A 13445-nucleotide genomic window follows, 5' to 3' on the forward strand; every position below is an offset into this window, starting at 1 on the left:
CCGGGTGTGTGGATGGCCGCGTCAGGCAGCGGCGCGCTCGACCAGCGCCATCTCGTCGCTGGTCATGAGCTTCTCGATATCCACGAGGATGAGCATGCGTCCGTCGACGGTCCCGAGTCCGGTGAGGTACTCGGTGGACAGGACGGAGCCGAACTCGGGCGCCGGGCGAATCTGCTCGCCACCGAGCATCAGCACGTCGGACACGCCATCGACCACGATGCCGACGACACGACCGGCGAGGTTCAGGATGATGACGACCGTCTGCTGGTTGTATTCGACCGAGCTCATGCGGAACTTCACGCGCAGATCCACGATCGGCACGATCACGCCGCGCAGGTTGGTCACGCCCTTGATGAACTCAGGAACGTTGGCGATGCGCGTGAGCGCGTTCGCGTCGTAGCCGCGGATTTCCTGCACCTTGAGGATGTCGATGCCGTATTCCTCACTGCCCAGGGTGAACACCAGGAACTCCTGGCCTTCCCCTTCCGCTGCCTGCTTCACTTTGTTTTCCATGGCCTTTCCTTCAGCTCAGAAGTGCCTCGGGCTGGCCGAGACGTTCCCGGTTGGCGCGCGCGAGGGCAAACACATCGACGATGAGGGCGACGCTGCCGTCACCCAGGATGGTGGCGGCGGACACGCCGTGCACCTTCCGATAATTGGTTTCCAGGCTCTTGACCACGACCTGGTGCTGACCCACGAGATGATCGACGAGCAGCGCGAAGCGGCGCTCTTCGGCCTGCATGATGACGGCGATGGCCTGCTGCGGATCCGTCTGCGCGCCATCGACATTGAAGGCACGGTGCATCTCGATGAGCGGCAGGTACTCACCGCGCACGTGCATCACGCGCTCGTCGCCTGCCACCGTATGGATGTTCTCCATTTTGGGCTGCAGCGATTCGGTGACGTGGTTGAGCGGGAGAATGAACACCTCGTCGCCCACCCGCACCGACATGCCGTCCAGGATGGCCAGCGTGAGCGGCAGCACGATGCGCGTCGTGGTGCCCCGCCCCGTGCGCGAGGCAAGCTGCACGTGGCCGCCCATGCCCTGGATGTTGCGCTTGACCACGTCCATGCCCACACCGCGGCCGGACACGTCCGTGATCTCGGCCGCCGTCGAGAAACCCGGCGCGAAGATGAGCTGCCAGACGTCGTCGTCGCTCGCATTGTCAGCGATCGGGATGCCCTGCTTCTGAGCCTTGGCGAGAATGCGCTCGCGGTTCAGTCCGGCGCCGTCATCGGAGACTTCGATGACGATGTTGCCGCCGCTGTGCTGCGCGGCGAGCGTGAGCTGGCCCACGGGCGGCTTGCCTGCCGCCTCGCGCTGGGCGGCCGTCTCGATGCCGTGATCCAGGCTGTTGCGCACCAGGTGCGTGAGCGGATCGATGATGCGTTCGATGAGACTCTTGTCGAGTTCGGTTGCGCGTCCCACGGTGACGAGCTCGACCTGCTTGTTGAGCTTGGCCGCCAGGTCGCGCACCAGACGCGGAAACCGGCTGAAGACGTAGTCCATGGGCATCATGCGGATGGCCATGACCGATTCCTGCAGGTCGCGCGCATTGCGCTCGAGCTGCTCCATGCCGTTGAGCAGGCGATCGTGCAGCACCGGATCCAGCGTGGACGCCGTCTGCGCGAGCATGGCTTGCGTGATGACGAGCTCACCGACCAGGTTGATGACTTGATCGACCTTCTCGACAGCCACGCGGATCGAGCCAGCTTCCTTCTCGGCGGCATGCCCTTGATTGGCGGCGGCCGGCGCGCGGACGGCCGCGGCAGGCGCGGCGGGCTCATCGGCCGTCACGGGCGCGGCGACAGGGGCCACGGGTGCCGACACTGGGGCTGGCGCGGACACCGGTTCGGGTGCTGCAACGGCCGCGGCGGGCACGGCTTCGCTCGTGATGTCGATCTGGTCGGCATCGATGATGAAGCAGCACACGGCGACGATGTCGTTCGGGTCGCACGAGGTGTCGAGCCACACCGTGATCTGCGTGCCCTTCTCCACCTGGGCGGTGATGCGGCCGAGATTGCCGAGCTCACCGATCAGACCGGCACGGTCCTTCTCGGCCACGCCATTGAGCGTGATCTTGAGCGGGCCGCCGGTCGCGGGCGCTGCGACGGGCGCTGCTGCCGGCGCAGGCGCGGTCACCACCGGCGCGGGCGCGGGTGCCACGGGTGCCGGCGCGGGCATGTCGACCGGCGCGGCCGCCTGGCCGATGTGCTCCTGCGCGAGTTGCTGCAGCACGGCGCAGATGCGCGCGTAAGTCTCGGGGGAAGGCTCCGCGTCGTTTCGGTACGTTTCGAGTTGCCCGGTCAGCACGTCCTTGGTTTCCAGAAAGATGTCGATCATGTCGGCGCGAAGCGCCATCTCGCCGCGTCGAATCGCGTCGAGCAGGTTCTCCAGGAGATGCGTCGTCTGTGTGAGTGCCACGAATCCGAACGTGCCGGCTCCCCCCTTGATGGAGTGCGCGGCGCGAAAGATCGCGTTCAGCTGCTCTGGGTCGGGTGCGGTTGCATCCAGCTCGAGCAGCAACTGTTCCATTTCGGCGAGGAGCTCTTCAGCCTCTTCGAAGAAGGTCTGATAGAACTGCCTGAGGTCTAGCCCACCGCTCATGTTCCGAGAGTCTCCATAGCAGACGGCGCCCGCCGTCCTTACAACGTCTGTCGAGGCTGCGTGCGGTGCGCCTTCCCGCAGCCCGAATCCTTCATCCCAGCAAGGCCGCGGTCACGTCGGTGATCGCACGCCCGTCGACCGGCTTGCCGAGCCAGCCCGACGCGCCCGCATCGCGCGCCCGCGCCTTCGTGTCCTCGTCCATTTCCGTCGTCAGCACCAGGATCGGCACCTCGGCCAGGGCCGGCAGGCGACGCAGGCGTTCGATGAGCGTGATGCCATCCATCTCTGGCATGTTCAGATCCGTGATGACCAGACCGACCACCTCGCGCTCGAGCAGCGACAGCGCTTCGGCACCATCGTTTGCGACGAGCACGGGCCAGCCGGCGGACTCGAGCACAGCGGCCACCATGCGTCGCACGGTGACCGAATCGTCCACGATCAGGACGGTGCGCGATGTGCGCGGGACATTCATGGCGGGCTCCCTGAATTCACGGCCGCAGCGCCCTCCAGGGCACCCTGCGCCGACCCTGTCTGGATGTCGGCGGCAGCGGCGTTCTCGCGCTCGATCCGGCGTTGCGTCGCCGCGTTGAGCACGATGAGACTGATGCGTCGATTGATCGCGGCGTACGGATCGTCCTTGATCAGGTTCATGGTCGAGGCAAGCCCCGTGACGCGCAGCACGCGATCCTGGATCAGGCCGCCGGCCACCAGTTCGCGACGTGACGCGTTGGCCCGGTCGGCAGACAGTTCCCAATTGCTGTACGCACGCTCACCGCTCGAATACTGCATGGCATCCGTATGGCCAGACAGGCTGAGCTTGTTGGGCAGCTCGTTGAGCATGGGCGCGATCTCACGCAGGATGGATCGCATGTACGGAGCGACCTGGGCGCTGCCGGTGGCGAACATCGGCCGGCTCTGGTCATCCACGATCTGGATGCGCAACCCCTCGCTCGTCATGTCGACGAGCAACTGTGGCCGGTACTGCTGCAGCACCGGGTTGCGCTCGATTGCCGCATTCAAACGGTCGCGCAGGTTCTCCAGGCGCTGCCGATCCCGGGTCTCGGTCTGCGACTGCTGGTAGGTCGTCGGTGACGGATCGGCACGGCGCACCTCGCCCGTCGTGCGCATCGGATCGCCGCCGCTCAGGGGGATCACGCTCGATCGGTTGTTGGCCGGGATCGCGCTGTCATTGGCGCTCTTCTGGTCACCGCCCGCGATCGCCACACCCAGTGGCGTGCGGAAATACTCCGCCAGCCCTTCACGACCCTGGGGTGAGGCAATGGAGACCAGCCACATGACCAGGAAGAAGGCCATCATGGCAGTCATGAAGTCGGCGTAGGCGATCTTCCAGCTGCCGCCGTGGTGGGCGTGCTGGTGATTGGCCTTGCGCCGGATGACGACGCGATGTGAATCCCCGCTCATGCCGGTCTAGCCTCAGCGCCCCTTGACGGCACGCACGTGCTCGTCGAGTTCCATGAACGAGGGCCGCTCCGTGGAATACAGCACCTTGCGTCCGAACTCGACGGCGAGCTGCGGGGGATAGCCGTTCAGGTTGGCGAGCAGCGTCGTCTTGATGCACTCGAACATCTTGACGGCCTCGGCATTGCGGCGGTCCGTGCGCGCGGCGAGCGGGCCGACGAAACCATAGGCGAGCAGAATGCCGAGGAAGGTACCGACCATGGCCTTGGAGATGAGATCACCCAGCACGGCAGGCGGCTGATCGATGGCGGCGAGCGCGTGCACCACGCCCAGCACGGCCGCCACGATGCCGAAGGCCGGCAGGCCATCGGCGATGTTGCGCAGCGCCGTGGCCGGCACATCGGCCTCGTGCTGGTAGGTCTCGATCTCGCTGTCCATCAGCGTCTCGATCTCGAACGCGCTCATGTTGCCGCTCACCATCAGACGCAGGTAATCGGTGATGAAGACGACGAGTTCGCGGTTGGCGAGGATGCTGGGATAGGCCGAGAAGATCGCGCTCGAGTCCGGATCCTCCACATGGCTTTCCAGCGCCATCATGCCTTCACGGCGCGCCTTGGTGAGCAGCACGTAGAGCAGCGCCATCAGCTCCATGTACAGCTCTTTGTCGTACTTACCCCCACGCAGGAGCTGCGGCACCATCTTCATGGTGGCCTTCAGGGATTTGGTGTTGTTCGCGCTGATGAAAGCGCCCAGGGCCGCACCGCCAATGATGAGTACTTCCACCGGCTGGTACAACGCCCCCAGGTGGCCGCCCACGAGGGCATAGCCGCCGAAGACGGAGAACGCAACGATGAGATAACCCAAGAAGATCAGCACAACGACCCCTGTAGAGCTCGATGCGGGAGGCCCCCGCGACGTAGGAAAGACTTAGGCCATGCTTGCCACAGGCTCAGGCCGCAACCCCGCGGTGCGCGGCTGCACGAAGCTCTGTACGGCCCGCCCCTGGCAGGCGCGCGGCGGCGGACGGCAGATCGCACACACGAAGTTGGCTTGAGGCTCGTAGGCCCGCGCCACGAAATGCCCCCGGCACTTCTGACACTGCGACAGCTGCAGCATGCCGCCATCGAAGAAGCGCACCAGGATCCAGGCGCGGGTGAAGCTCAGGAGAGGCTCCTGACCCGACTCCACGTGTTCGAGGTAGAGGCGGTAGGCACCCATCAAGGCGCGCACCCCCGTCTCCGGCGTCTCGCGCTCGAGGAATCGGTAGATGTTGTAGAAGAGCGAAGCGTGGATGTTCGGCAGCCAGGTCATGAACCAGTCGACCGAGAAAGGCAGCATCCCCTTGGGAGGAGAGACACCCTTGATCTCTTTATAGAGACGCACGAGGCGCTCGCGGCTCAGGCCGGTTTCGGCCTCGAGCATCTGCAGCCGGGCTCCCAATCCGATCAGCTCGATGGCGAGCCGGATCTCGGTGGCTTCTAGGACGACGCTCTTGCTGGCCATGACCCGGTCTCCGTCAGCCGATCTGCTCGACGGGCTGGCTGGCGAGCAGCAGCGTCGTATGCGCCTGCTGAAGCACGCCGCCCAGCGCGTCCTGGCTCAGCGCCGTCAGCAACGCGCCTTCGTCGAATCGAAAGCGGCACAGCAGCGACGTCGAGCTGGCGAGCTTGACGGTTTGGGAGAGGGTCAGCCGTCGCACGATGTCCGCGACTTCCTTGCTGAAGCCCAGGCGGAAGACCGCCGTGGCGTAATCCTCATTGAGCATGCGCTGCGCCAGCAGTAGATAGGACAGGTTGACCTCGCGCACTTCGGCCAACAGGTTTTCGCCACCGTTCATCCCACGCTCTCCAAATGCCTTCAGTCCATCTGATTGACATTCCCCGACCTCCGGGGAAACGTAATGCAAGATGTAAGCAAATCACTGTTTCACATCACTTACATCGGTAACGCCATGTGACTATCGGAAGAATTCGTCACATCAATGGACACAAGAATAGCATTGTCGCGAGATTTTTATTGCAAAGTTACGCAGAAACTAACACTTCTGTTAGTTTTTTGAGAATCTTTGATGCAGGTCATACCGTTACGTGACATTTGTCACATTCTCTGGATACGTCAAGATACGCCGGGTTTTCCCCTATAACGGCATCCATGCGGCTTTATTTAGGCCCATTTTGCGAAAGACCCGAAAAGCCCCGGTAAAGCGGGTGTGTTCGGCCGTTCGGTCCGGCACGCCTGTAGCGAAAATGCGACTGGGGAGCGCACGCACGTCGCGTCCCATACCTGAACCATGGCTTACGACACTTACACGCTGCCTGTCATCTCGAGTCCGCCGCCGGCCCCCGCCGCGCGACGCGCTGCGGGGGCGCCCTCGCCGGACGCCTACGATCGCCTGCAGCGCGACGCCATGGTGGCCCGTCACGCAGGGCTCGTGCGCAAGCTCGCGCTGCGGTTGGCCTCGCGCCTGCCCTCGAGCGTGGATCTGGACGATCTGGTGCAGGCCGGCATGATGGGTCTGCTTGATGCCGTCACGCGCTATCGAGAAGTCCCGACCGCCCAATTCGAGACGTACGCTACCCAGCGCATTCGCGGCGCCATGCTGGACGAACTGCGCAATCTGGATTGGGCGCCGCGCACCGTGCGCGAGCGTGGGCGCAAGGTCGAGCAAGGCATGCGCGCCGCAGCCCAGCGACTGGGCCGCCAGCCCACCGAGGCGGAAGTCGCGGCCGAGCTTGAGGTGTCGCTTTCGGATTACCAGTCCATGCTGCAGGACGCTCACGGCGCGCAGCTGCTGTACGCCGACGAACTCGGCAGCACGCTGGAAGAGCGTGCCGAATCCGCAGATGAGGGCTCGCCGCTGGAAGTCTCCTCCACCGCCGATCCGCTCAAGGCGCTCGTCACGCACGAGCTGCGCGAGACGCTGGTGCGGGCCATCGAACAATTACCCGAGCGCGAACGTCTGCTGCTGAGCTTGTGCTACGAGCAGGGGCTCAATCTCAAGGAAGCCGGCCTCGTCCTCAATGTGGGTGAGGCTCGTGTGTGCCAGTTGCGCAGCCAGGCCATCGCCCGACTGCGGGCAAGCGTCCGCCGCTGAACACGACTGTCGCGCACCTTACGCCATGGCCGCATCGTTCCCGCAGTCTGCGCGCTCGCGCAAAGCCTGGTTACCGATCAGCCTTGCCTGCCTGATCATCGGCGCTGGCGTGGCACACGCCGGAATATGTGCCTATATTTTGTTCTTCTCGTTCGAAGTGCCTGGCGCGAGCCCGGACGCGGGACACGGCCTTCCGGCCTTGAGTCTGCAGGGTCTGGACATCACCACCGTGCGCTGGCTCGTGGCCGGCAGCGCGGCCCAGGCGCTGGCACTCGCGCTCGTGCCCTATCTGCTGCGCCAGGGGCGCCTCGCCCAACCCGCGGCCGAACACGCCTGGTCATCACGGCGCTCTGACGCCAGACACGCCTACGACGACCTGAGCTGGGTGCCAGCGCTGCCGTTGCCCGTGGATCGGCCAGGTGTGATTGCCGTGCGCCTTGCCAATCTCGATGCCATCGTCAACGTGCACGGTCGCGCCGTGGCACATCGTCTCCTGCGTGCGGCAGCCCGCACACTGCGGGAGAATGCACGCAAGAGCGACATCGTGACGCGCACGGATCACGACCGCTTCGCCGTCGTGCTCTCCGACACCGATCCCGCCAGTCTGTCGGCCACGGCAGCCCGCCTGCGCAGCGCCTTGAGCAGGCTGGAGGTCAGCGCGCCCGGCGGACAAGCCGTCACCGTCGACGCGCGCCTGGGCTGGTCCTCCGGAGAAGGTCACGACCTGAGCGCCCTGCTCGATCTCGCCCACGCCGACTTGCACGACGCGCTCGAGCAGGGGCCGGCCGTCCCGGGTTAAACCTTTGGACGGATGGCGGGCAGGCCCAGTGTCGGCTAGCGTAAGACATCCCGTCTTATATAGGTCACAGACCATGTCATTCGCCTTGCGTGTCGCGGTGCTGCTTTGCGGGGCGAATGTTGCCTGGGCCCAGCCCGCCCCTGCCCCCGATCCCGCGACGCGGGCGGCCTTGACCGGCCAGGGTGGCGCGCCCTCGCGGGCGCGCACCGACGTACGCACGGTGTGCGCGGCGCCGCCGGGTTTGCAGACGCAGGTGATCAATCCAAGAACGAACACGCCGCCTCCCGTGGACTGCGCCCAGGTCCTGGGCACCGCGCCACCTGGGGCCGCCCAGCTCGCGCCTGATGCGCAGATCGCGCCGTTCCAGGTGGAATCGCGGGCTGCCTCCGGCACATGGCAGAAACTGGGGCGTTATGGATCGCAGGACGATGCCCGCAACGCGGCGCAGGCAGCCTGCGCCGCCGGCCAGGAAGCTGGCGCCACGCGGGTGCGTGCGACACGGATCACTCAGATAGGAAAGCCGGGCGAGACGACGACGTGCCGGGCAACACGCGCGCGCTGAAAACGCGAGGCGCCACGGCGCAGTGCCGGCCCATGACCCGCGCCTGAAGGCGGGTCAGCAACAGGAATTCGTGGTGCGAGGGACGGGACTCGAACCCCTACACCTGTTACGGCGTCAGGACCTAAACCTAAATTTTCAAGAAAATCACTAAATTATAAGTATTTGATTTTATTGCTAATAATGGGTCAGACAAGGCTAATTCATAGCATTTTCCCAAACTTTTCCCAAACTAGCCGATTGCCAGAATCGCCCCAAACTCGCTTGGGTGTCGTGTATTGACCCAGCAGAGCCTGCACAGGTTAAGCGGCTAATGCGAATGCCTGAGCCGGGGTCTTCATACCAAGCGCCTGGTGGGGTCGCTTGTCGTTGTAAAAGCGGATCCAGTCGCCGATCACGCGGCTGGCGTGCTGCAAGGTCTCAAAGCGGTGTCGGTGCACGCATTGTTCTTTCAAGGTTCGAATGACACGCTCGACCATGCCATTCTGCCGAGGAGAATGTGGGGGGATGAACTCCTGGCGCAAGCCGTAGCTGCGCACCAGCGCGCTGTAGCTACGGGAGGTGAAAACCAAGCCGTTGTCCGATCGAAGCAGAAATGGTTCAGGGACATGCCCCAAGGTGCCAAAGCGAGCAATCAGTGCGTGTTCCAAAGCGCTGCCGGCCGTGCAGGCCTTGCCACTGCGTGACAGATGCCAGCCCAGCAGTTCCCGGGTATGGCAGTCGATCACCAGCGCTAGCGTGGCCCAGCGGTCGCGCCCGGCCCAGACGCGACAAAGGTCTGTGGACCAGCGCTCGTTGGGCATCGTAGCCACCGAGGGCAGGGCCTGGATGCGCGGGCGAAATCCGATGGGCCGCTTGCGAACTTGCCAGCCCTTGATCTGGAAGATCCGCTGAACGGTGTTCTTGTTGAACCCAAGCAAATGCGCCACTGTGCGATAGCCGAAAGAAGGTGACTCTTCAATCATCGCCTTGATTGGCTCGGCGAACTTGGGATTTACCTTGGGAGGCGATTTTACGGACCGGTAGTACACCGTGCGTCGTGGCACGCCGAACCAGCGGCACAGCTTTGCGAGCGGCACCACAAATCCGTCAGCAGCCAAGCCCTGCTGGATGCGAAGGATCACTTCCCTTCCTTGTCCAACAGGGCCTGCAGCTTTTTTCGGGCACGCAGCTCCAGCATCGCTTCGCCATAGGCCTCCTGCAGGTCCTTGAGCTGCCGCTCGTACTGCTCCTTGATGTTCAGCGGGTTGGCCCGCAGCGCGTTCTCCATGCCGCGCTTGGCGTCATCAACCCATTGCTCGAGCTCGGACGGCGACAGATTGTATGCCCGGCTGGCCTCGGCCACTGTGGTTTTGCCCTGGATGATGTCCAGCACCAGCGCACTCTTGCTTGGCCGTCCACCGTTTGATCTCGTCTTCCATCTTCATGCTCATCGTCGAATTTCCTCAATTATGCGTGAGCAGGATTTCAGTGAGTCGATACACAATGAATGATGGGGTCAACTTAATAACGCTCTAATTTAAGCTTTGTTGATACCAAACATTTTTATAGCCGACGACCTCACAATAGCTACCGCGTATGACCCACCTTAAATAGAGCTAAGTTCTTGATTTTATTAATGGGCACTTCCCGCTAACCCTGCAGAACCTGTGGTTGCATACCGGTATTGACCGTCAGCCTGACCCTCTGGGAGGACCAAAATTACCTACTTCAAGGTGTCGCACATAGCTAGCATGGCGTTTTCTTGGTCTTTGAGTTTGGCCTCTTCCAGCTCTTTGAGTAGCTGGGTCATCAGGTCAACGCCTCTCAGCTTCGTTGTTTTGGTGTCGGTCAATGTCATGGGCTCGGTCTCGATCACTTTGGCGACGTCCGACGTGAACCCCTTCGTGGTTGTGTCGACCGGACCACCCACCATGAACCGTTTGAACCCTACATAGGCACCGTAGCCGTTCTTGGCATTCAACTCACCACAAACGGCCTTAGAGCCTGGCTTCTTGGTCTCTTTGAGCACACGAACGTTTCTGAACTGAACGGATTGAGGGTCACGCATGCTCCTTGCCGCAAACTCCTGAGCAGACTCGATGAGTAATTCGTCATCACTCTTACCCTGCAGTCACCCTGACAATAGAACACATGCGAACACTAGATGAATGTAGGTTTTCATAGTTGCTGACTAACATTGATTGCGAGGCGTTGTTGCTGCTGAAACGGATGGACTATTGATTAGTAAGTCGATACCTTCGCCACATTTCTTGAATTTTGTCCGCCACACCCATTTGTTGCTCGATGAATGAAGACCCTTGGCGTTCCAATTGAGCTGCGTAGCTCATGAGTGACATATGAGCCTGCTCATTGGTGAATGCGGCCACGACGAAGTGATCAGGCACTCCATTGCGTCTCACCACATTGATAACAGCATACTCAAAGGTCTCAACCTTACTGGCATTGCGAAACCAAGATGGCATAGTTGGCTGCTCTTCTTGCGCCCATTCTCGGTCCGCTCGGACCGAGTTCGCATGGTGCATTCTTTCTTTTGCTCTCACATGCGCTGCAAAAAGCACAAGTCCGAAATATACCAGCAGAGATAAGCCGTATGTAGGAATGGCAAAAAGCAGAGCGACTAAGAATAGTATCGTCATTTTATTAGGCTTTGGGTAGACGCATTGAATTTCTACTGTCTAAGGAAAGAGATAGGAATGTCTTCTCTATCTGAGTTTTAGCTCTTGCCACTGCCTGCTCAAAATCGTTTATTGAAGGAGGCTCCATTCCTTCACCAGTAGGCCAATTGTCGAACTCACCTTGAAGAGCTGTCAGTGATTGACGACATTCATCTTTCAATATGGAAAAAGAGATAGCAGCCTGGAAGGCGAGAGTGATTTTTGCTTTTCCTGAGCCTGCAGGTCTTCCACGCTTTCTAACAACTACCTCTGCCACGGCATCGACCGGACCATCCAAATACTTTGCCATTTCGATTATAGAGACGAGCATCTTGTCAGAAGACTTAAAAAGCTTAAAGGGGAGCTTTTTAGCTGAGGACAGGTTGTAGATATGCTTTTTGCTGACGTGAAGGAGCTTTGCGATGTCTTCTACATCGAGCAAAACTTTATCAGGAAACTACCTTTCAAGATGTCGAGATGGCACATTCGCAGCGCCAGATCTGATGTAGGCGTGCAATATGTCTGAAAACTATCGAAACATCAACAATTCCGGCTATGGAAATCTTGCCTGACAAAACATATACTGTATGCCCATACAGCTATCTTCATACCATGTTCCCACCACTTACCGCCCAAGAAGCACGAGACATCTATGCTGCCGAGAGAACAGAGCATATGAGACGGGTCTTGTGGGAAGTCGCTAGGTTGCAAGCACTGATCTTGGAGGCCCATCAGATACTCGCCCTTGGCTTAATGTCGGGCACATGGCAGCAGTCGGCAGTGACAGGTAGCTCAGCCATCTGTCGAACCAAAATAGAGCAAGAGCCCGCTTACTTAGAGCGCAAGCGAAGGCAAGCAATGAAGGATGGGAAATACTGAGTGTCGAGCTGAGGGGCGTTAACGCCCCGTGGTGCCTACTTGCTGAGGACCAAACGCGACGACTTCCCGTCTTTGACAATTGCTCGTGTGGCCAATGTGCCGCCTTGCCGCTGGCGCGCCACAAACCACTTCACATCAGTCACGACAACGTACTCCCCATCTTTCACGTTGTCGAAAGTAAAGTTGCCCTCGGCATCGCACACAGTCATACGTGAAAGGGTCACGAAACGCTCATCGAGATTGTCGGGAACACGCGTGTATCGTCCACCATCATATAGGGTAGCCCCAATCCTCGTCGTGCCGCCTACGGAGATCCGCGTGACCTCATCGGTGTAAGCGGTAGCCGGCTGCAGCATCACCTCATTGCCAGCACAGGTCACAATCCCACCACCGTTTTGCCGAAGGAAAGCAGTTCCGGTCAACGTCCCCGAACCTTGAGCCATTTGCTGGGTAGTTGCCTGGACGTCGAAGGCATTCACCAGAAGGACCGCTGGCGGTCGCGGAATGGCGCATCCGGTAACAAACAGACATACAAAACTCGCTAAAATAGTTCTGTCCATTGCAATCTCTGTTATAAAGTAACAAACGAAATTGTACGAACTATGTGCCTAGCTGACAAGGCAGAAGCGCAGCAAGCTGAGTTTTCGGGCTACTACTTGCCGGTTCGTATGGTGTGCCGTTCATCACCTGAGACAACAATCTCACACCCTTTTTCATTATCGTTTTGCCAATCGCTATAAGCGACTGCTCCCACGAAACCTGCTTACTTGGGCCTGCCGGGACTCTTAATATAATTCATTCGGTCAGGAATGACTCTCCAAGTACATTTACCATGACCAGTAAAGCATTCTTTTGGTTTACGCTCGCATTACTCTCGGGATGTTCCTCTACTGGCATTACGGTTCCTGACGGGCACACATCTAGCAGCGCTTTTGAGAGTGGAGCGGCTCGCCTCACATGTGGTCTAGCATGTTCCGGTAGATGGGGAACGCAAAGGTCTTCTGCAATGAGCTTCTATTCAGGAGAGCGGTGGGGTGAGCTAGCCAATCTCGTGGCAGATGTAGGATACGAGAGCGAGTTGACTTACTACTTCCTTGGGCGCGCCTCAGAGGGACTTGGTCATAATGAAGCTGCAAAGACATATTATCTATTGGCTGAGGCAGCGCAGCCGAAATGCGCGGGCGTAATAGATGTTTGTAGTGGCGTCAATGTCCCCAGGGCGATTGAGGCTGCCCGTGCTCGGATATCAAAATTGGATTCGCATTCTACAGCCAGCAGTCTAGCGCCAAGCACTCCAAAGCGTGATGATAAATCCGATTCTGCATCCAGCGTCACTTCTACGCCTAGTGCTCCGGTAATGCCCCCTAAAAACCCTGGGATTCAGAAGTAGAATTTTCTCGCACAGGGAGTTCTACAGATGAAGCGATCGA

General features: G+C 60.3%; 15 protein-coding genes and 1 pseudogene. 3 read left to right on the forward strand and 13 right to left on the reverse strand.

Annotated features, from left to right (window positions below; genetic code table 11):
* Positions 1–21: 21 nt before the first annotated feature.
* From cheW to flhD, 7 genes are all read right to left on the reverse strand, one after another.
* On the reverse strand, positions 22–513 hold the full coding sequence (gene cheW / locus IMZ29_RS08245) for a chemotaxis protein CheW (protein WP_216182663.1): 492 nt from the start codon (positions 511–513) through the stop codon (positions 22–24).
* Positions 514–523: 10 nt separating this feature from the next.
* Positions 524–2608, reverse strand: a complete 2085-nt coding sequence (gene cheA, locus IMZ29_RS08250; protein ID WP_216182665.1) for a chemotaxis protein CheA — start codon at positions 2606–2608, stop codon at positions 524–526.
* Positions 2609–2699: 91 nt separating this feature from the next.
* The gene (locus IMZ29_RS08255) at positions 2700–3080 is read right to left on the reverse strand and encodes a response regulator (protein ID WP_216182667.1); all 381 of its coding nucleotides are present in this window, start codon (positions 3078–3080) and stop codon (positions 2700–2702) included.
* The gene (gene motB, locus IMZ29_RS08260) at positions 3077–4030 is read right to left on the reverse strand and encodes a flagellar motor protein MotB (RefSeq protein WP_216182669.1); all 954 of its coding nucleotides are present in this window, start codon (positions 4028–4030) and stop codon (positions 3077–3079) included. The genes IMZ29_RS08255 and motB overlap by 4 nt, the downstream gene beginning before the upstream one ends.
* Before the next feature lie 12 nt (positions 4031–4042).
* On the reverse strand, positions 4043–4903 hold the full coding sequence (motA, locus tag IMZ29_RS08265; protein WP_216182671.1) for a flagellar motor stator protein MotA: 861 nt from the start codon (positions 4901–4903) through the stop codon (positions 4043–4045).
* 51 nt (positions 4904–4954) lie between these two features.
* Positions 4955–5530 carry a flagellar transcriptional regulator FlhC gene (gene flhC / locus IMZ29_RS08270; RefSeq protein ID WP_216182673.1) on the reverse strand — a complete coding sequence of 192 codons (576 nt, stop codon included), beginning with the start codon at positions 5528–5530 and terminating at the stop codon, positions 4955–4957.
* A 13-nt stretch (positions 5531–5543) separates the two neighbouring features.
* A complete protein-coding gene (gene flhD, locus IMZ29_RS08275) occupies positions 5544–5864 on the reverse strand; it encodes a flagellar transcriptional regulator FlhD (protein WP_216182675.1) in 321 nt (106 codons plus the stop codon).
* A gap of 570 nt (positions 5865–6434) precedes the next feature.
* On the opposite strand from flhD, the gene IMZ29_RS08280 reads away from it, so the two are divergent.
* The 3 genes from IMZ29_RS08280 to IMZ29_RS08290 all read left to right on the forward strand — a co-directional run bounded on the left by IMZ29_RS08280 (position 6435) and on the right by IMZ29_RS08290 (position 8482).
* A complete protein-coding gene (locus tag IMZ29_RS08280; protein WP_253206969.1) occupies positions 6435–7121 on the forward strand; it encodes an RNA polymerase sigma factor FliA in 687 nt (228 codons plus the stop codon).
* Between the two features lie 25 nt (positions 7122–7146).
* Positions 7147–7920: a diguanylate cyclase domain-containing protein gene (locus IMZ29_RS08285; RefSeq protein WP_216182679.1), complete on the forward strand. Its 774-nt coding sequence runs from the start codon at positions 7147–7149 to the stop codon at positions 7918–7920.
* A 73-nt stretch (positions 7921–7993) separates the two neighbouring features.
* Positions 7994–8482 (forward strand): hypothetical protein, encoded by a 489-nt coding sequence (locus IMZ29_RS08290; protein WP_216182681.1) that lies wholly within the window; start codon positions 7994–7996, stop codon positions 8480–8482.
* A 299-nt stretch (positions 8483–8781) separates the two neighbouring features.
* Here IMZ29_RS08290 and IMZ29_RS08295 read toward each other — a convergent pair whose 3' ends face one another.
* The 6 genes and pseudogenes from IMZ29_RS08295 to IMZ29_RS08320 all read right to left on the reverse strand — a co-directional run bounded on the left by IMZ29_RS08295 (position 8782) and on the right by IMZ29_RS08320 (position 12494).
* Complete coding sequence (locus IMZ29_RS08295) at positions 8782–9603, reverse strand: IS3 family transposase (RefSeq protein WP_216182683.1); 822 nt, start codon at positions 9601–9603, stop codon at positions 8782–8784.
* Positions 9600–9912 (reverse strand): annotated as a pseudogene (locus tag IMZ29_RS08300) (transposase). The gene IMZ29_RS08295 and the pseudogene IMZ29_RS08300 overlap by 4 nt, the downstream one beginning before the upstream one ends.
* A gap of 272 nt (positions 9913–10184) precedes the next feature.
* A complete protein-coding gene (locus IMZ29_RS08305; protein ID WP_216182685.1) occupies positions 10185–10529 on the reverse strand; it encodes a hypothetical protein in 345 nt (114 codons plus the stop codon).
* Positions 10530–10695: 166 nt separating this feature from the next.
* Entirely contained in the window at positions 10696–11118 is a 423-nt protein-coding gene (locus IMZ29_RS08310; protein ID WP_216182687.1) for a hypothetical protein, read from the reverse strand.
* A 4-nt stretch (positions 11119–11122) separates the two neighbouring features.
* On the reverse strand, positions 11123–11578 hold the full coding sequence (locus tag IMZ29_RS08315) for a helix-turn-helix domain-containing protein (RefSeq protein ID WP_216182689.1): 456 nt from the start codon (positions 11576–11578) through the stop codon (positions 11123–11125).
* A gap of 472 nt (positions 11579–12050) precedes the next feature.
* Positions 12051–12494, reverse strand: coding sequence for a hypothetical protein (locus IMZ29_RS08320; RefSeq protein ID WP_216182691.1), 444 nt, complete (start codon positions 12492–12494; stop codon positions 12051–12053).
* Positions 12495–13445: the final 951 nt, after the last annotated feature.

Source organism: Verticiella alkaliphila (genome assembly GCF_018904615.1).
Lineage (GTDB): Bacteria > Pseudomonadota > Gammaproteobacteria > Burkholderiales > Burkholderiaceae_B > Verticiella > Verticiella alkaliphila.